Source organism: Ruegeria sp. ABD4_443 (assembly GCF_056160865.1).
Genome location: NZ_JBSWYA010000006.1, coordinates 98,143 through 116,316 on the forward strand (window position 1 = coordinate 98,143; position 18,174 = coordinate 116,316).

General features: G+C 56.6%; 18 protein-coding genes and 1 riboswitch. Of the genes, 7 read left to right on the forward strand and 11 right to left on the reverse strand.

The features are described from left to right. The first annotated feature begins 1 nt into the window (after position 1). Together ACXAG8_RS13025 and ACXAG8_RS13030 are read left to right on the forward strand one after the other, a co-directional pair. The gene (locus ACXAG8_RS13025; RefSeq protein ID WP_353391507.1) at positions 2–286 is read left to right on the forward strand and encodes a sll1863 family stress response protein; all 285 of its coding nucleotides are present in this window, start codon (positions 2–4) and stop codon (positions 284–286) included. Between the two features lie 44 nt (positions 287–330). Continuing rightward, on the forward strand, positions 331–1,593 hold the full coding sequence (locus ACXAG8_RS13030) for a DUF2254 domain-containing protein (RefSeq protein WP_475225907.1): 1,263 nt from the start codon (positions 331–333) through the stop codon (positions 1,591–1,593). A 271-nt stretch (positions 1,594–1,864) separates the two neighbouring features. Here the strand turns inward: ACXAG8_RS13030 and ACXAG8_RS13035 are convergent, their stop codons facing one another. Both ACXAG8_RS13035 and ACXAG8_RS13040 read right to left on the reverse strand, forming a co-directional pair. Then, positions 1,865–2,230, reverse strand: coding sequence for a DUF2267 domain-containing protein (locus ACXAG8_RS13035; RefSeq protein WP_475225912.1), 366 nt, complete (start codon positions 2,228–2,230; stop codon positions 1,865–1,867). Positions 2,231–2,624: 394 nt separating this feature from the next. Further along, positions 2,625–4,655 carry a molybdopterin-containing oxidoreductase family protein gene (locus ACXAG8_RS13040; RefSeq protein WP_475225919.1) on the reverse strand — a complete coding sequence of 677 codons (2,031 nt, stop codon included), beginning with the start codon at positions 4,653–4,655 and terminating at the stop codon, positions 2,625–2,627. Positions 4,656–5,192: 537 nt separating this feature from the next. Further along, positions 5,193–5,387, forward strand: a riboswitch (cobalamin riboswitch). A 108-nt stretch (positions 5,388–5,495) separates the two neighbouring features. On the opposite strand from ACXAG8_RS13040, the gene ACXAG8_RS13045 reads away from it, so the two are divergent. The 5 genes from ACXAG8_RS13045 to ACXAG8_RS13065 are packed head-to-tail and all read left to right on the forward strand — an operon-like array spanning position 5,496 to position 9,437. Next, positions 5,496–6,512: an ABC transporter substrate-binding protein gene (locus ACXAG8_RS13045; RefSeq protein WP_475225923.1), complete on the forward strand. Its 1,017-nt coding sequence runs from the start codon at positions 5,496–5,498 to the stop codon at positions 6,510–6,512. Then, positions 6,509–7,570: a FecCD family ABC transporter permease gene (locus ACXAG8_RS13050; protein ID WP_475225927.1), complete on the forward strand. Its 1,062-nt coding sequence runs from the start codon at positions 6,509–6,511 to the stop codon at positions 7,568–7,570. The genes ACXAG8_RS13045 and ACXAG8_RS13050 overlap by 4 nt, the downstream gene beginning before the upstream one ends. Then, positions 7,567–8,340: an ABC transporter ATP-binding protein gene (locus ACXAG8_RS13055; RefSeq protein WP_475225931.1), complete on the forward strand. Its 774-nt coding sequence runs from the start codon at positions 7,567–7,569 to the stop codon at positions 8,338–8,340. Before ACXAG8_RS13050 ends, ACXAG8_RS13055 begins: the two co-directional genes overlap by 4 nt. Before the next feature lie 3 nt (positions 8,341–8,343). Then, positions 8,344–8,766 carry a pseudoazurin gene (locus tag ACXAG8_RS13060; RefSeq protein ID WP_475225936.1) on the forward strand — a complete coding sequence of 141 codons (423 nt, stop codon included), beginning with the start codon at positions 8,344–8,346 and terminating at the stop codon, positions 8,764–8,766. After that, complete coding sequence (locus tag ACXAG8_RS13065; RefSeq protein ID WP_475225939.1) at positions 8,763–9,437, forward strand: glutathione S-transferase family protein; 675 nt, start codon at positions 8,763–8,765, stop codon at positions 9,435–9,437. Before ACXAG8_RS13060 ends, ACXAG8_RS13065 begins: the two co-directional genes overlap by 4 nt. Before the next feature lie 440 nt (positions 9,438–9,877). Here the strand turns inward: ACXAG8_RS13065 and ACXAG8_RS13070 are convergent, their stop codons facing one another. From ACXAG8_RS13070 to napF, 9 genes are all read right to left on the reverse strand, one after another. Beyond that, entirely contained in the window at positions 9,878–11,053 is a 1,176-nt protein-coding gene (locus ACXAG8_RS13070) for a tyrosine-type recombinase/integrase (RefSeq protein WP_475225945.1), read from the reverse strand. Positions 11,054–11,445: 392 nt separating this feature from the next. Further along, positions 11,446–11,703 (reverse strand): hypothetical protein, encoded by a 258-nt coding sequence (locus ACXAG8_RS13075; RefSeq protein ID WP_475225949.1) that lies wholly within the window; start codon positions 11,701–11,703, stop codon positions 11,446–11,448. A gap of 13 nt (positions 11,704–11,716) precedes the next feature. Beyond that, positions 11,717–12,418 carry a NapC/NirT family cytochrome c gene (locus ACXAG8_RS13080; RefSeq protein ID WP_475225953.1) on the reverse strand — a complete coding sequence of 234 codons (702 nt, stop codon included), beginning with the start codon at positions 12,416–12,418 and terminating at the stop codon, positions 11,717–11,719. Between the two features lie 30 nt (positions 12,419–12,448). After that, positions 12,449–12,889 carry a nitrate reductase cytochrome c-type subunit gene (locus tag ACXAG8_RS13085; RefSeq protein WP_475225958.1) on the reverse strand — a complete coding sequence of 147 codons (441 nt, stop codon included), beginning with the start codon at positions 12,887–12,889 and terminating at the stop codon, positions 12,449–12,451. A gap of 9 nt (positions 12,890–12,898) precedes the next feature. Beyond that, on the reverse strand, positions 12,899–13,816 hold the full coding sequence (gene napH, locus ACXAG8_RS13090) for a quinol dehydrogenase ferredoxin subunit NapH (RefSeq protein WP_475225960.1): 918 nt from the start codon (positions 13,814–13,816) through the stop codon (positions 12,899–12,901). Continuing rightward, complete coding sequence (gene napG / locus ACXAG8_RS13095) at positions 13,813–14,631, reverse strand: ferredoxin-type protein NapG (RefSeq protein ID WP_475225963.1); 819 nt, start codon at positions 14,629–14,631, stop codon at positions 13,813–13,815. Before napG ends, napH begins: the two co-directional genes overlap by 4 nt. Before the next feature lie 27 nt (positions 14,632–14,658). Further along, complete coding sequence (gene napA / locus ACXAG8_RS13100; protein ID WP_475225967.1) at positions 14,659–17,151, reverse strand: nitrate reductase catalytic subunit NapA; 2,493 nt, start codon at positions 17,149–17,151, stop codon at positions 14,659–14,661. Next, positions 17,148–17,441, reverse strand: a complete 294-nt coding sequence (locus ACXAG8_RS13105; protein WP_475225974.1) for a chaperone NapD — start codon at positions 17,439–17,441, stop codon at positions 17,148–17,150. Before ACXAG8_RS13105 ends, napA begins: the two co-directional genes overlap by 4 nt. Then, a complete protein-coding gene (gene napF, locus ACXAG8_RS13110; RefSeq protein ID WP_475225977.1) occupies positions 17,438–17,950 on the reverse strand; it encodes a ferredoxin-type protein NapF in 513 nt (170 codons plus the stop codon). The genes ACXAG8_RS13105 and napF overlap by 4 nt, the downstream gene beginning before the upstream one ends. Between the last annotated feature and the right edge of the window lie 224 nt (positions 17,951–18,174).

The following is an 18,174-nucleotide window of genomic DNA, read 5'->3' on the forward strand; positions in this document are numbered from 1 at the left end:
GATGACACGTGTTGGGTACGAGAAAAAGGCACAGCTGCAACTGGATAGTTGGAATGCCCAGATTGATGTTCTCGAAGCCAAGCTGAAGGTGGCCGAAGCGGACGCCAAACTCGAGCTCGAGGAGCAGCTCAGCAAGCTCTACAAGGCAAGATCTGACGCAGAGGCTCAACTGAATGATTTGAAGTCGACTAGCGACGAGGCCTGGGAAGATGTCAAAAAGGGCTACGAGGCTGCATGGGGCGATATGCAGAGTGCTTTGAAAAAAGCGGCCGACCGGTTCTCGTAGAGCTGTGTTTGTGAACAAAGCTCGTGTCGTAAATGGAGACAGGAATGCAAACACCTAGAGAATTAGTGAGGTACTTTCGTGGGTTCCTAACTATCCCTGCCGCCATTAGTCTTTCAGGGCTTTTGGTGGCTGGGATTGTCTTCAAGACGGAGCAAGCGCTCGCGAGTTGGGGTTGGTCCGCTTCCGATTGGCTGAGCGTTTCTAATCGTACTGCGAGCGATGTACTAAGCGCAATCTCGGCAGCATCCATGTCCGCGTTGGTCATGGTCTATTCCATTGTTTTGCTGGTCTACACCTTAGCAGCCGGATCAATTGGGCCCAGGCTCTTGCAGCGTTTTGGCGAAGACAGGGTAAATCAGATTGCAGTTGGCTCACTTGGAGCGACGTTTTTATACAGCTTGTTGATCTTGTGGCTGATACGCGATGACACATCCGTAAATTTGGCCGTTGCGATTGGAATAGTCTATTCGATCATCTCAGTTCTTTTGCTGTTGCTCTTCGTTCATACAGTATCGACGCGCGTAACCATTGATCAGGAGGCGGCGCGGATTTCTGAGGCCTTGGATCGCCAAGTCAGCACCGCAATCGAAAACAGCGCAGATACTCCATCTTCAGAGGCAGTCCCTGAGGAGGGAGACAAGCGCCAAGTCTTGGCTTCGGGCACTGGATATGTGAATTCGATCAATACCGAAGGTCTAGTGAGTGCGGCCAAGGAAGCCGGAGCAGTCGTCGTTTTTGATGTGCAGCCAGGAGACTTTATGGTTCCATCGGACACTTTGGCCAAGGTTTATGGTGATAGTGACGAAAGTCTTAATGATCTGGTGCAAGCGGCAGCTCCGTTAATCTCCGCGCGAGATCCTAATGGCGATATCCGCTTTTCTGTCCATCTTCTCGTTGAAATCGCACTTCGGGCGTTGTCACCGGGTGTCAACGACACGTTTACCGCAATAGTCTGCATCGACCGACTGTCGGCGTCTCTGGCTCGAGCGTGGTCGTCAAAGCTCTGCACGGGTGTGTATCGGGATGATGACGGAAACGTACGGGTGGTTTACCCGTCCATCACGGCTGAGGCACTGTTTCACGACTCTATGCCAGCTCTAAGACGCGCTGCCCGGGGTAATGGCCTCGTAACGGCCGCCCTTATTCGCGCTTTGGTGCGCATCGCAGAGGCAGCTCCAGAAGAAGATTTGCTGGCTGTTGTAGATGAACTATCTGCGGTCAGAGATGAGACCCGAGAAAGCGATATGCTTGAGCGCGATATTGATAAGTTTTGTGGCCAGGTCGAAACCGCAATTGAAGGGTTTTAGTCAACCGTCCTGGACAATTGCAGTCCAGTGCGGCTGGGGGGTGGTTTGTGAGTGGGCCATCCCCCAACTTATGGAAAAGTGCTCTTCGAAAGGTCTTAGTTACATTTCAACGAAAGGTAGTCAGTGAGTGGCGAAACCAAACGGCTACTTTGTCCGCACTTTTCGAGTTGGTGCGCTGCGCAGCGAACGGCATACCCTCCCAGACCAGCCGCTCGTAGATCATGCAGCGAAGGTGTCAGAAGAGCCCAAGTCACCGAATGCTGCGTCGCAACTAGATTATTCGTTGTTCAAGTTCCGAAGCGTCATCCACGTCGACGTGCCAGAATGCGTCTGATCCTTCGGGCATTTTCTGAAGCACACGCTCGAAGTCTCTTTTGTTCGTGCAGCGCCGGATCGCCCATGCAGTTGCTTCGATCGCATTGTCCGGGGTCAAGTTGTGGTTCACGCGAACCTGCTTTACTTCGCTCGTCAGTTCAGTCCGCTCGGAGAAGCGAGCAGGATGCGCCGCAGGTTCCCAATTGTTCACGAAAATCGCACGAAGCACACTTGGCAGAACCGACGCGAAGTCCAAGCCCTGTTGTGCAGTCAGGCGACGGCGAAACACCTGGAGTACTGCGTCAACGGCGGTGTAGGTCATGTTGTCTGACTCTAGACACATGCGCTCTTTCGCATCATCGAGAAACGCTCTCCATTCCTTTGACGCGTGTCTATATGTCCATGGCATGGGCATGTGAGGTTTCGTTCCTGAGAAATTCCAACAAGGAAAGCCTACCAAATCTGGTTCCGAGCTGTCGATAAATGAACGGCAGCTCCGTCCGCACAGCCGTCATTGAAGATGCCAGAACCGGTTAAATGCCCAACCAAAACCGTCAGATGTCAGCTTCGAGCCCAAACTGTTAAATGCTGCACACTGCTGGAAAAACCGCGAGGCACCAGAAGCCGACATTTGCAGGTACCAGGGTTCCTATTAACCGACCTTGAATGCGAACGAACAAACCGTCCTTACACCCGTCGATCCAGGCATCGAAGTATCAATCCTTCGCGATTGCGGGCCGAATTTCAACGCGGGCACCGTAGTTGTTTTGGCCAACCGAGAATGGAAACGCGGAGAGCGCGGCGTCGGGCAAAACGGAGCTTCCTTCAGTCAAAGTGTTGAAATCGGGCCATCCGTCGCGCATCCAGACAGTGCCTTCAGGCATTCGGCGCGTGACCTTGGCGCGCGCGTGGAATGCGCCGCGTGCGTTAAACATTTCTATACAGTCACCATCCGTGATCTCGCGTGCCGATGCATCATCGGGGGCAATCCAGAGTTCTGGTTCCGCCTCTCTCGCAGCAAGGGTTGGAAGTGCGCGACCGTGATCAAAAAATGCGTGGAACTGCGCGAAAGTGCGCCCGTGTGCAAGGGCGAGCCCATCGACTGGCGGTTCATTTGGCGGCATCGGCAAAGGCGGAAGACCCATGGCTTGCGCGCGCTCGGAGAAGAATTCGATCTTACCGGATGGGGTTGAGAACTCAAGGGTGGGATACGCTACATGAGAGATCTTGAGAGGCACGCGCCCGCCGTTCGCACGAAGTGTTTGGACCGTGGCATGACCAGTCGCAGGGTGGTCGAGCACAGCATTAATAGCAGCTTCTTGATCGACCCATGGGTAGACGTCCTTGACGTCTAGTCGCGCTGCAAGCCCTTTATAGAGATTATAGACTGGGCGCGCCTCGCCCGCAGGAGGCAGAACCCGGTCAGACAGATGAACATGGGAGTTTGTGGATTTCGCGCCGATCTCTTCTAGCCATATCGTCCCGGGTAAGACGATATCGGCCAATTCTCGGATCGTTTGATTGGGGAAGATGTCGTAAGCAACGACCAAGTCGGCCTTAGCAAGGGCAGCTCGGGTGCGTGCAGTGTCCGCAAAACAAGACAGCACGTTTGAGCCAATTGTGACGAAGACCTTGACCGCACCACTTTCCAGCGCCTCCACAATAGCTTCCATCTGGTTGGGAATGTAACTGCCGGGTGGCCTCCGTTCAGCCGCAGAGACATCATTGAAGCCGACGCCGTGGCTGCGCCCTCCGTGGCGCGGGCCTATGCCGCCGCCTTTGACCCCGAAGTTGCCCGTGAGCGCGGGCAGGCAGGATATGGCGCGCGCCGCCTGCCAAGTATTTCTACCTTTGTGGAGCGAAGATCCTCCGATGACGATCATCGCTGGTTTGGTGGCCGCGTATTGGCGTGCGAGCTGAACGATCTGCTGCGCCGACACGCCCGTGATGGCGGCGGCCCAATTGGGTGTCATGGAGGCCACATGAGCGCTCAACGCGTCCAGCCCGATCGTATTTGCGGCAGTAAAGTCGGTATCGTGAGACCCATCGGCTAAGATCACGTTCATCATTGCAAGTGCGAGTGCCGCGTCGGTTCCGGGCTTCACGAGGATGACGTCATCGGCCAATGCAGATGCCTCGGTGCGACGCACATCAATCACGACGATCCGTGCTCCGCGCCGTTTTGCGATTTCAACGTGCCGCAGTGTATTGGCCTGGCTCACAGTGTTAGCCGCCCAGAGGATCACAAGCTCAGAGTTTGCGCCAAGGTCCTCTTTGGTCGAGGTCTCAAGAGCACCGGTGATCCCAACACCAAAGCCACCCAAACCCCAGCAGATCATTGCAGGGTTCCAATACTGGCAGCCGTATAAGTTGGCGAACCGATCCATCTGCGCGCGCTTGAGGCCAAATGCGTAGTCATTGCCCCAGTTGCCGTGTGCTTGCCAGAACCCGACCCGCTCACGTCCCACGTCCTGCATCTTTGCGGCTATGTAATCCATGGCGGCATCCCAGCTCACATCTTGCCAGGTCTCACTTCCGCGCGAACGGCGCATCTGCGGTGTCAGCAGGCGCTTGTCGTTCCCCACGATCTCGTGGGCAGCCTTTCCCCGCATGCAGAGGAAGCCTGCGCTGTCGGGATTCGTCTCATCCCCTTCAATAAGAACCTGCCCGTCGTCGTGTTTAGTGACCTTCATCCCGCAGAGCGTCGGATGACAGTTCATTGGGCACATTGTTGTGAAGGTTTCCAACTGGGGGTCATGCCTGTCGTTTTTTGCAATCACTTAACCTTAACTGAGGCAAGCGAGTCTGAGAAGGCTGTTAGCTCCTGAAGCCAACGTCAGCTTTACCGTCTCATCAAAGTATTACTACATTCGTTCGCGCCCAAAGCGGACCCCGTAAGTTCAAGGTTGAAAGGTCGCTTCGTCCCGCGGTGCGGACCTTCTGGGTGGCAGAAACCGAGCAAGCGCGGCGAATGTCGGCAAAGCGGGCTGCAGCCGCAGCATCTAAATGGCCCGCCAAAGGTCGGCTCTGGGCCGTCCCTGGTGTGGGCGCGCAACCTGTCAGGCAAGCATGCTGCGACCGATCTAATGGCGGCAGCGAGCCCAACCTGCCAATTTGATATTCGTGCTGCGCGTGCTCGCGGCGAAAATTTCTCTGCAGCTGCATTAGTTGCAGAACCGCAGCGCGGCCAGAAATCCGGTCGTTTAGATTTTGCGCAGCGCAGTTGGGCTTGCCAACTTACAGGTCGCCTGAAAATTATGGGGTTGACCGAAATAGTTTCATAGCCCAGTAATCAGTTCGTCGGTTTTCTTACGAAATTAATAGGGAATTCGCGGCGTACTTTGTGCGTTAAACGAAACTGCCCCCGCAACTGTAGATGGCGAGCCACATTTCAATATCCACTGAGCCTACGTGCTTGGGAAGGCGAAATAAAGCAAAGATCCATCAGTCAGGAGACCTGCCGACGAAGACACTTTAACCGGACGGGGATGTTCGGGGTGGATCGTGGCATTATGGTTTAGGTTGATCTTTTCAACTGCGCGTCCCTTCCCGGTGACCTCGCTCAACATTGGCGAAGGAGCCTAATAATGATGAAAACGCTTTATGTGCCAGGGGCGATGGCACTTGCACTGATAACGACAGCCGCAGCGGCGCAACAAACAAACTATCCGCTGACAATTTCTAACTGTGGCTATGACCAGACTTTTGACGCGGCTCCTGCCTCAACCGTCACCATCGGTCAGTCTACGACCGAACTTCTGTATATGCTTGGCCTTGGCGACAAAGTTGCCGGTACATCTGTTTGGTTCAACCCAGTTCTGCCTGAGTTTGAAAAACTGAACGCTGGTATCGAGCGTCTAGCAGACAATGATCCAAGCTTTGAAAGCGTTGTGAACAAAAAACCAGAGCTGGTGACCGTCATGTATGAATGGCACGTTGGCGCAGAAGGTATCGTTGCAACACGGGAAATGTTCCACGATGTTGGCATTCCAACCTACACCATGCCGACGGACTGTGAGAAAAAGGACAATCTGACAGGTGTTGACGGCACCCGGTCTGAGCTTTTTTCAACAGAGACCTTCTACAAATCGATTTCTCAGCTGTCTGAAATTTACGATGTTCAAGCCCGTGGTGCCGAACTGGTGGAAGAGCTGAAAGCCGCCGAAGCCGACGCAATTGCCAAAGCGGCTGCACTAGATCTGCCCGAAGGGACGTCAGGCCTGTTCTGGTTCTCTTCCGCCGATATGGAAGCAGATCCCTATGTTGCAGGTCAAAAAGGTGTACCTGCCTACATGATGGACAAACTGAGCGTTGAGAACGTCGTTCAATCTGATGAGGAATGGCCACTGGTTGGTTGGGAAACCATCGCCAAAGCAGATCCTTCTTTCATCGTCATCGCTGAAATGGATCGTCGCCGCTTCCCAGCGGATGATATCGAAATGAAGCGTAAGTTCCTGATGGAAGACCCAGTTGCCTCTGAAATGACCGCTGTGAAAGAAGGCCGCATCATCACCATCGATGCACACGCGATGAGCCCAACCGTTCGCGCGATCCTGACACTGGGTCAGGTTGCGGACGCTTTGGAAAGCTATGACCTGAAATGAGTGTGACCGACCGGATACCTGTCCGGTCGGCCTCTCGCAATATCTGGAAGTGGGCGGTGATCGCGCCGCCTCTTCTTTTTCTTGCTTTGGTGGCTGGCACGGCTTTAGGCGAAACCCACATCCCGATGGACGTTGTTCTCAAGGTGCTGGCCAATAAAATAATTGGTGCAGACTATGCAGTAGATCGCATCGATTCCGGAATTATCTGGAATTACAGGCTTTCACGTGCTGTTGTAGCCGCTTGCTGCGGTGCTGGTTTGGCCCTGTCTGGTGTCGTTTTGCAGGCTTTGTTGAGGAATGCACTGGCAGATCCTTATTTGTTGGGCATTTCTGCAGGCGCTTCGACTGGCGCAGTCACCGTCGCAATTCTTGGCATCGGAGGCGGCGCGATCTCGATGTCCGCTGGCGCATTTGCAGGTGCTATCTTTGCCTTTGCCTTTGTCGCAATGCTGGCCCAGGTCGCTGGCGGCGGCACAGGGTTAAGAGCCGCTGGCGTCATCATTTTGGCGGGGATCGCTGGGTCTCAGCTTTTTAACGCCTTAACCGCATTCATCATTGCCAAATCCGCCAGCGCGGAACAGGCCAGAGGTATCATGTTCTGGCTCATGGGAAACCTAAGCGGAGTTCGTTGGCCTGATACAGTTGTGGTTGTGCCCGCCGCCTTGTTTGGTTTGATAGCCTGTCTCTTTAATGTTAGGGCGCTGGATGCTTTCATCTTTGGCGCAGACAGCGCGGCATCCCTCGGTATCGCGGTTCGGCGCGTGCAACTTGGCCTGATCGGGATTGCTGCCCTTATGACCGCGGCAATGGTGTCGATCACCGGATCCATCGGCTTTGTCGGGCTTGTGATCCCGCATGCCATGCGGATGGTCGTTGGCACGCGCCATCGTGCTTTGATCCCAGCTTCGGCTTTGGCTGGCGCTATTTTCTTGATCTGCGCTGATGTGATTTCGCGCACAGTGATCCCAGGGCAAGTTCTGCCAATTGGTGTGGTCACAGCACTGGTTGGCGCGCCAGTATTTGCCCTGATCCTGATCGGGCGGAGGGCAGCAGTATGATCTTGCGATGCGAAGACCTCGGCTGGCGTATCAAACGGAAAGCGATCGTCTCAGGCGCAAACCTGACCGTGAATGAAGGCGAAATGCTGGGGCTGATCGGCCCCAACGGCTCGGGCAAATCAACCCTACTGCGAATGCTGGCCGGGGTCAGATTTCCTAGCATGGGTCGTGTCTTCTTAGGTGATGCCCCAATGGCGGGGTTGCGACAACGAGAGATCGCACAAAGGCTCGCACTGGTAGAGCAACACGCTGATACCGAAGAACGCATCACCGTGCGCGACGCAATTGAACTGGGTCGCACGCCTTTCCTGTCGGCGCTGCAGACTTGGGGCCACGACGACGAAGCAATCGTCGCGAATACGCTGGCAGCGGTCGATTTGCAGGGGTTTGAAGATCGGGTTTGGCATACCTTGTCCGGTGGCGAACGTCAGCGCGTTCAAATTGCCCGTGCTTTGGCCCAGCAGCCGAAGGTTTTGCTAATGGACGAACCGACAAATCATCTGGATATCAAACATCAACTGGCGATCTTGCACCTTGTCAGAGAGCTGCCCATCACAAAAGTCGTAGCACTGCATGATCTGAACCAAGCGATGATGTGTGATCGCATCTGTGTCATGCAGGCTGGAAAAATCGATGCTCTCGGCACGCCCGCTGAAATCCTTACTGAAGAACGTTTGATACAAACATTCGGCGTCTGCGGTCACTTTATGACCGACCCTTTCGACGGCTCGCCAGTTATTCGGTTCCACAGCGCCCATAAAGGAGAGTGATCCATGCGCTTTATGCTTTCGTTCCTGTTACTATTGATACCAAGTTTGGCATTGGCTGAAATGTATGAAGTTCAGATGCTGAACCGGAATGCCAATGGATCCATGATCTATGAACCGCCTTATTTGAATGTTCAGGTTGGAGACAGCGTAAAGTTCTTGGCGACACGCCCAGGCCATGATGCGGTCAGCATCGAAGGGATGGTACCAGAGGGGGCGACGCCGATCAAAGGCAAGCTGAACGAAGAAATCACTGTGACATTTGATGTCGACGGTCTCTACGGCATCAAATGCACTCCGCATTATGCAATGGGCATGGTGATGTTGATCGAAGTGGGTGAGCAAAAAGCCAAGTCAGAAGATCTACCACAGGATATTCCTGAACGCGCTTTGGTTCGTCTGCAAGACTATTTGGATCACACGAATTGAGCAACTATCGACTGCATGCACGTCTCGGCTCCGGCAGCTTCGTCATTGAAGCTGTCTTGGCGTTGCTGCAAATTCCCTATGAATTGGTTTCGATCGAAAGCACGCCCAGCACGCCCTTACCGGAGGAGTTTGTAAAAACAAACCCCTGGAAGCAAATCCCTGTTTTGGAACTTGAGACGGGCGAGACATTGACCGAGGTTGCAGCAATCCTGTTTTGGCTAGAAAGACACCATCCCGATGCCTTCCACAGATCCGACTTTAGTATTGCGGATATGGCTGCGTTTTATCGTTGGACCGTCTTTCTTGCTGTAAACATCTATGAAGGAACGCTTCGACGGTCCTATCCCCGCCGTTTCGTCAACATTCCACATGCAGACAATCCCGAAGTTATTCAGGCTATCCAAAGCGCTGGGTTTACCCGAAATCAGGAAGCCTTTCGCCTATTGGAACGGGAACTGCAAAATCAACAAGGCCTTTGCGGCGACTGCCTTTCTCCAACTGATGTATTCGCAGCGATGCTGTACGCATGGCACAATGAGCAGCCGGATTTACCACTTTGCGCTGAGCTGACTAGCAGAGTCGCAAATCACCCGGATATTGCGCCGATATGGACTCGGAACTTCGCTCATAGACTGGATCATAACTGGGTTAGGTACACCGCCGTTGCATGAGGTACATGATATACGTCTCGCTGATGCCGCTCTTTGGCAACAGGATGAGAAGGTACGAAACTCTTGGCGCATCCTAAGTGCCTCTTGAGGTTTTACTTTCGTGTAGCTTTGCACACCTTACTGCAAGGCCATACGATCGAATTACCGCCGTGACAAACAGCAGTGACAACAGCATCCCCGAGTGACCGCTTGGGTGACGTAAGTTGCAACGCAGCAAAAAGGTGCGCCGTGAATGCAAACGGATGCTGCATCAGCAATAGCTGCGGTAGCGCAAGGCGGCTTCGTCCGCATGTGAGACATTCATGCCCGGTGCAGCGAACGTCCAGTGCTAGCCAAAGCGGCCTTTCAGAACCAAAACTCTGAGCTTCCAGTCGCGAAAGCGCAAATTTAAGCCTTTGGTGAGAGCTCTCGCAGTAGCAGAACGCTCCCCATTGGCTCTATCACGACAAAGTCACAACATTGCCGCCCAGTTCGCGTTTCATTGCTACCGAAGCCCACGCTTCCATCAGATCGCGCCGCTTGTCGAACAAATCTGATCGTGCGTAGGCTGCTTCGGCCTTGTCTTTTATGCCATGGGCCAGCGCCGCTTCAATAACTTCGCGTGGGAAGCCAGTAGTCTCGCCCGCCCAATCGTGAAAAGTGGACCGAAAGCCATGTACTGTGATGTCGTTGCGCTTCATTCGGCGCAGGACCGCTGTCATGCTCATGTCGGAAATGGGTCTTCCAGGCTTGATTTCGCTTTCAAAGGCCAGCACCGTATCATTACGGCGCGCACCAAGACACGCGATAGCCGCGTCGCTCAACGGCACACGATGTTCCTTGCCCGCTTTCATCCGTTCGGCAGGAATGGTCCAGAGTTGTGCGTCCAGATCGATTTCGGCCCACGTCGCCCCGCGTGTCTCGCCGGATCGCGCCGCGGTTAAGATAGTGAAGCCCAATGCGCGCGCGGCGACGCCACTCCGGGTGCCTAAGTCGGACATGAAAGCTGCAATTTCGGCATGAGGCAATGCTGGGTGATGCTTGACCGCTCGCACCTTTGTAGGTTTGGGCAAGAGGTGATCCAGATGGCCCCGCCAACGTGCTGGATTGTCTCCGGCACGGATGCCAAGGGCGGTCGCGTAGTCCAGAACTGCCTCAATCCTTTGGCGCACACGGTTGGCGGTTTCGGGTTTTTCAGACCAGATCGGTGTCAGCGTGCCGATGATGTCAGCGGTTTCAATCTTGCTAACCTGTATTTGCCCGATCTTTGGAAACACGTAGGTTTCGAGTGTCGACGTCCATTGCGCGGCGTGCTTTGCATTCTTCCAACCGGACCTTTTGCTTTCGATCAGTTCCTGCGCCGCTTCTTTGAAAGTTTTGGCTTTGGTTTGTTGTTTCTTGGCGATCGGGTCTTCCCCCTCGACAATGAGCCGCCGGGCTTCCGTTGCGCGGTCGCGGGCCATTGCAAGGGTCACGTCAGGATACGACCCCAAACCCAGGTCGCGCCGGCGTCCTTGTACTTGATACCTCAACACCCAAGAGCGTGCGCCTGACGGCTTCACATAGAGAAATAACCCGCGGCCGTCGCCATGCCTTCCTGGCGGTGCCGATTTGACCTTTTGAACACTTAGCGACATTTCGTTCCCACGTTCGTTCCCACATATTTTCTTGATTTAGGATGAACGCGCGTGAACGCCAACGAGTGAGGATGAAACTAATGCACTATAAAACATGCGATAAAACGAATTGTAACGAATTACAGCGAACGCCAGAAAACAGGGGTTATACGGACTTCGTCTCCGCCACTGGCTTTTCGCGAAGCGAAACGCCAAAGACCTCAGGGACAAAATGCTGGGCGGCCGTCGTTTCGAAGAAGCGGCGAGAGCGTCTTGGGCTTGAACTCTTTCCGGTCAGGTACGCTATAATTCTTGCACCACGCCTCCCGCGGATGGGGCCGACCAACGGGACGCCGGGTCTGCAAAGAAATCAGGGCGTTCCGAATTGGAACGCCCCCCGGGTTGGCTTCAGGTCAGACCGTGCTGCCTTTCAGGCGGATTGCGCAGCCAAGGCTGCCTGCGCACAGACCTACGACCACGGCAATCAACAGGTCCAGGGTGCCGATCTGGGAAAAGTCCCAATGGGCAAAGACCACCGTTTCAGCGACCCCCACCATGGCCCCCATCAGGGCGCCAAGCCAGAGGCGCCGGGTCATCATACCCAGCGCGAGGCCAAGAATGCCCGGCAGGCTAAGGATATTGCCACCTATGGTTCCGAGAATCTCGAGCATGTCTTGCCTCTTTTCAATCTTTACGGGTGGTCAGGAAAGACCGGATATCGGCCCCGTCGGCGGCTGCCTGCTGATGTGCCTTGGGCACGGATTGTGCATTCAATGCTTCGGTAACTTCCTGATATTTCTCAAGGTATCCCGGCGGCAGGCTGTGGGCGATGCCCTGATGGCAGTCAATGCAGGTCATGTCATTGTCGATCGCTCGCTGGTGTTCGGACGCCGCGCGCGTTTCCTGGATGGTGAAATCCATGTAGTCGAAATTGTGACAGTTCCGGCATTCGCGGCTGTCTGACGCTTTCATCTTTTTCCAGACGGCAGAGGCCATGCTCAGGCGGTGATCCTCGTATTTTTCCGGCGTGCTGATGGTGCCGGCCAGTTCGTGGTACACGTCCTTGACCGCCATGATCTTGGCCTTGATCTTGTGGTTCCATTCATCCGGAACGTGACAGTCCGAACAGATTGCGCGCACACCCGAGTGGTTGTTGTAGTGGACCGTTTCCCGGTATTCGCCCAGGTTGGTTTCCATCGTGTGGCACGAAACACAGAACTCCTCGGTGTTTGTCAGTTCCAGCGTCCAGTGAAAGCCACCCCAGAACAGAATGCCCGCAAGAAACCCCGCGATCAGAAGAAACCCGGCGCTCAGCATGGCTGCGGGTGTCCAGAACCAAGTCCAGATGCGACGGATAAAACCGCCTTTTTCGGGAGAATCGGCCATTTTCAGTACTCCTTTCAGACAGGTTTTGGATTAGTTGCCAGAGGAGGGCTGAAAGTCGTTATCGACCAGCGCAGGCGCATCAGCCTGCGGAACGTGACACTGGTTGCAGAAATACCGGGTGCCCGCGATCTGATCCAATTCGTTGCCTTCACGATCCAGGTAATGGGTCATCGACAAGGTCGGGGCGCCCCGTTCACCTGCCTTGGTCCAGTCGTGGCAGGACAGGCATTGGTTGGTGCGCAGGTCGATCTGGTATTGATCGATCTTGTGCGGCACCAGCGGCGGCTGTTGTCGGTAATTCCGCTGCATGCGGCCTTCGACGTTGCGATGCACCTGGTCAAGCACGACGGGTTCGTCGACTTCGGCGCCCCGGAGCGAGTCGACCTGGGCGGATTGCGCAAGTGCAAGCCCGCTCAGGAGCAATACTGGTATCAGGGCTATTCCGCCTGTAACGATTGGCTTTTTCATCATGGCACTCCCTTAAATAGGTCTGGCGGCGCGCGATTCTGGCGCGGCAACTGGATCGGAAGGCGCGACGAGGCTGTCGTCGAACCGGTGAGTAAAGGTGAAGACATCGACCGCGCAGACATCAATGCAACGGCCGCAATTGGTGCAATCGGGTGACAGGATCACGGGCGAACTGCCCGGCTTGCCCTTCAGCGCGGGGGATATCACCTGGTTTTCGGGGCACACCGCATAGCAATCCATGCAGTCATCGCAGGCCGAGCGGTTGGCGGCACTGACCCGCAGCAGGCTTTTCGAACCGACCAGCCCGTAAAAAGCCCCGACCGGGCAGATATGCCCGCACCAGCCATGGCGCGCGACGAAAAGGTCAAAGACAAAGATCCCGGCAATCATGGCCCAGACAAAGCCCATTCCGAACACCAGGCCACGGTGCAGCATCGTGATCGGGTTTATCAGCTCCCACGCAATGACCCCGGTCAGCGCGGACACGATCAGAACCATGGCCAGCACCCACAACCGGGTGGAACGTTTCGGCTGCCAGCCCTTGGGCAGGTTCAGACGGCGATGCAGCCAATGAGCGGCGTCGGTCACGGGATTGATCGGGCAGACCCACGCGCAATAGACCCGACCGCCAATCATCGCATAGGCGACCAGAACGATCAGCCCACCGACCAGCGCGGTCACCTCGGGCCAGTGCCCTGCGACCATGCCTTGAAGCAGGACCAGCGGGTCGGTCAGTGGCAACACGCCAAGTGTCAGTGACCCAGCCAATGTCCCTTGCACGACCCACAGTCCGAACCAGGGCCCAAGCAGAAACAGGACCAGGAAGAAAGCCTGGCTCAGGCGTCGCAGCAACAAAAAGCGATGCGCGCCGATCCAGCCCTTGGCGGCTTGCGCTTCGTGCCCGACGGGTATCTGGACACGCGCGCTCATTGGCCGACACCCGGCAAATCGTATCCCGGAGCAAACCCGCCCGGTGCCACCAGGTTATCCGTGCCCGGTCCCGGCAGCCTGTCGGGCAGATCAATCAGCCCTTCGACGATTGGCCCGCCCTTGGCCTCTTTTTCTTCCCAGCCTTTCAAATAATGCTCAGCCGAGCTGCCGCGGGCCAGTCGGGCCGGAAGGACCTTGATTGCAGCTTCGGGCAGCACGCAGCTTTTTTCGCACATCCCGCACCCGGTGCACCGGTCCGCATGGACGGTGGGCGCGAAAATCGCGTGATGACCGGATCGGGTATTGTGCGAAAGCTCAAGCGTGATCGCCTCGTCGATCACGGGGCAAACGCGGTAACAGACGTCACAGCGCAGACCCAGAAAGTTCAGGCAGTTTTCCTGATCGACCAACACGGCCACGCCCATTTTCGCGTCGTCGATATCGTCAAGGCCGGGGTCCAGCGCGCCCGTGGGGCAGGCCGCGACGCAGGGGATGTCGTCACACATCTCGCAGGGAATGTCGCGGGCGGTGAAATAGGGCGTACCCGTGGCCACGACATCGACGCCAAGCTCGGCCAGTTTCAACGTGTCATAGGGACAATCCCGCACGCACAGACCGCAACGGATGCAGGCGGACAGGAATTCTTTTTCAGGCAATGCCCCAGGAGGGCGCAGGGCCTCGGCCGGCAACGCGCGGGCGTCGCGGGCCAGATAGGCCAGCAACGATCCGGCGACGATGCAACCGCCCGCCGCACGCGCCGAATCCTGCAGGAAACGGCGCCTTTGCGGCGAAAGGGGTGTTCCGGCGAGGGACATGGGGATTACCTTTGCGATCCGGGCCGGTTATGCGCGCTCGACCTTGCAGGCGCACTTTTTGAAATCGGTTTCCTTGGACAGCGGGCAGGTCGCATCAAGCGTCAGCTTGTTGGTCAGTTGCCCTTCGTCAAACCACGGCATGAAAACCAGGCCACGCGGCATCTTGTTGCGCCCGCGGGTCTCGACCCGGCTGGTGACTTCGCCGCGTCGGGTCGACAGCACGATTTCCTGCCCGCGACGGACGCCGCGATCCTTGGCGTCTTCGGGGTGCATATAGACAACGGCCGCCGGGAAGGCGCGGTGCAACTCGGGCACGCGCCGGGTCATCGAACCCGAATGCCAGTGTTCAAGCACGCGACCGGTGCACAGCCACAGATCGTATTCCGCATCAGGTTCTTCGGCGGCCGGTTCATATGGGGCAAAGATGATCTTGGCCTTGCCATCCTTGTGGCCATAGAACTTTACGTCCGCGCCTTCGGGGACATAGGGGTCATAGCCTTCGCGGAAGCGGTACAGCGTTTCCTTGCCGTCCACGACCGGCCAGCGCATGCCCCGCGCCTGATGGTACATTTCGAACGGCGCCAGGTCATGCGCATGGCCGCGCCCGAAACCGGCGTATTCCTCGAACAGGCCTTTCTGGACGTAGTACCCGAAATGCTCGGCATCGTCGTTGTCGAACCCTTCGGCGGTTTCGGACAGCGGGAACTTGTCGATGCTGCCATTTGCGAACAGCACGTCATACATGGTCTTGCCGCGATGTTCGGGCATCTTGGCCAGCTGTTCCTCGCCCCAGACCTCTTCGACGGTGAAGCGTTTCGAGAATTCCATCACCTGCCACAGGTCCGATTTCGCCTCGCCCGGCGCTTTGACCTGCTGGCGCCAGAACTGGGTGCGGCGCTCGGCGTTGCCATAGGCACCTTCCTTTTCGACCCACATGGCGGTGGGCAGGATCAGGTCGGCCGAAACCGCCGTCACCGTCGGATAAGGATCGGACACGGTGATAAAGTTGTCCGGGTTGCGATAGCCGGGATAGCCCTCTTCGTTCATGTTGGGCGCGGCTTGCATGTTGTTGTTGCACTGCACCCAATAGGCGTTCAGGTCACCGTCTTTCAGCTTGCGGTGCTGCAATACGGCGTGAAAGCCGGGCTTGGCCGGAATGGTGCCTTCGGGCACGTTCCAGGCGGTCTCGCAAATCTCACGGTGCTTGTCGTTCATCACCACCATGTCGGCGGGCAGACGGTGGGCAAAGGTGCCAACCTCGCGCGCCGTACCACAGGCCGAGGGCTGGCCGGTCAGCGAGAAGGGCGAGTTGCCGGGCTCGGAAATCTTGCCGACCAGCAGGTGGACGTTGTACATCAACGAGTTCACCCACGACCCGCGGGTGTGCTGGTTGAAACCCATGGTCCACAGGCTCATGACCTTGCGGTTGGGATCGGCATATTGCTTGGCCAGCTTTTCAAGGCTTGCCGCAGGAACACCGGACAATTCCGCAGTATATTCCAACGTGTATGGCGCGACCGACGCGGCATATTCTTCAAAGCTGATCGCTTCCAACTTGCCCGAGTTCGGGTTTTCTGCCTCTTGCTGCAACGCGTTGTTTTCACGCAGACCATAGCCGATATCGGTGGCGGTCTTGGTGATATTGACGTGGTTTTTGACAAAGTCCTCGTTCACCGCGCCGGTCTGAATGATGTAGTTGGCGATATAGTTCAGGATCGCCAGGTCGGTCTGCGGCTTGAAGATCATGCCATTGTCGGCCAGCTCGAACGAGCGGTGTTCGAAGGTAGACAGAACATGCACTTCGGCACCCGGTTTGGTCAGGCGCGTGTCGGTCAGGCGCGACCACAGGATCGGGTGCATCTCGGCCATGTTCGACCCCCACAGAACAAAGGTGTCCGCGTGTTCAAGGTCGTCATAACAACCCATCGGCTCGTCGATGCCGAAGGTGCGGATGAAACCCACCACGGCCGAGGCCATGCAGTGCCGCGCGTTGGGGTCGATGTTGTTCGACCGGAACCCGGCTTTCATCATCTTGGCCGCGGCGTACCCTTCCCAGACGGTCCACTGACCCGAGCCGAACATGCCGACACTGGTCGGGCCTTTCTTGGCCAGCGCCTCTTTCCACTTGGCGGCCATGACATCAAAGGCTTCGTCCCAGGATACGGGCTCAAACTCGCCGTTCTTGTCATATTGGCCGTTCGACTTGCGCAAAAGCGGCGTGGTCAGGCGGTCCTTGCCGTACATGATCTTGGACAGGAAATAGCCCTTGATACAGTTCAGGCCCCGGTTCACCGGCGCGTCCGGGTCGCCTTGGGTGGCGACGACGCGGCCTTCCTTGGTGCCGACCAGGACGGAACAGCCGGTACCGCAGAACCGGCATGCGGCCTTGTCCCAGCGAATGTCCGGGCCCGCGGCTTGTGCTGCGGCGTCGCCCGCGGCCAGGGGAATACCCGCGGCCGAGGCGGTCGCGGCGGCGGCGGAGGACTTGAGGAAAGTACGACGTGATTCAGAGATGGTCATGGCATGGGCCTCCTGCTTGTCGGTTGGCTTGGGGCATCAGGGCGCGGAGTGCTTTCCGCGAGATCTTCGAAATGGTGGTAGGTAAGGCTGAGCGAGATCACACCGGGGATCTGATGCAAATCCATGATGGTCTCGGACGCCAGTCGATCCGGCGTATCCTCTACGACGACGACAAAGCGGCCATCTTCGGCCGCTGCGTGAATTTCGACACCGGCGGTGTCGCTGACGGTGCGACGGGCGCTGTCAACGCGGTCAGGTGCAACATGTATCAGGCATCCGCAGATGTTCATTGGGCTGCTTTCGTTTGGTGTTCGGGTTGACGTTCAAGCGCGATGGCCCCTGCCGGGCAGGACGCGGCACAAGCGCCGCATCCCGCGCAGGCATCGCGGTCCAGAACCGGTTGCGCACGACCGCCCAGTTGCAGCTTGAACCGGATCGCATCGTGATCGCAGTTGTCGTGACACACCCGGCAACTGACACCGTTCAGGGACAGGCACGTATCTTCGACCCTGGCGCGCCAGGGCCAGGCATCCATATGGTCAACATCCAGCGCGCCGGTCGCACAGGACCGAGCGCAATCGCCGCAAAAGGTGCAGGGGCTGGATTGCAACTGGACATATGGGAAACCGTCCTGCCCGAACGCGATGATCTCTTCGGGGCAGGCCTGCGCACAATCACCACACGCCGAACACAGATCGTCAAACCTGTCCTCGATGGCCCCCGGCGGCCTGATCGCGTCGGGTTTCCGACGCAAAATGCGCGCGCTGAGAAAGGCGCGCCTGTTGGTAACTGTACCCATGTGCTGGTGACCTATGTTCGCTTAGGTAACTTGCTTTGCAGGATCGTGCTTACCGCGATTGCAGCTTAACAGAATTGACCTAGATCATATCAGTCTTGCATTATTTTTGCGTGCCCCGGTCCGGTTTTCACTTGCAATACAGCGCTTTCACAACCGCTACATGCAAGGCCACGGCCCGATCTGTCGCAAAAATTTCACACGAAACCAGGCACAATACCGCTCGA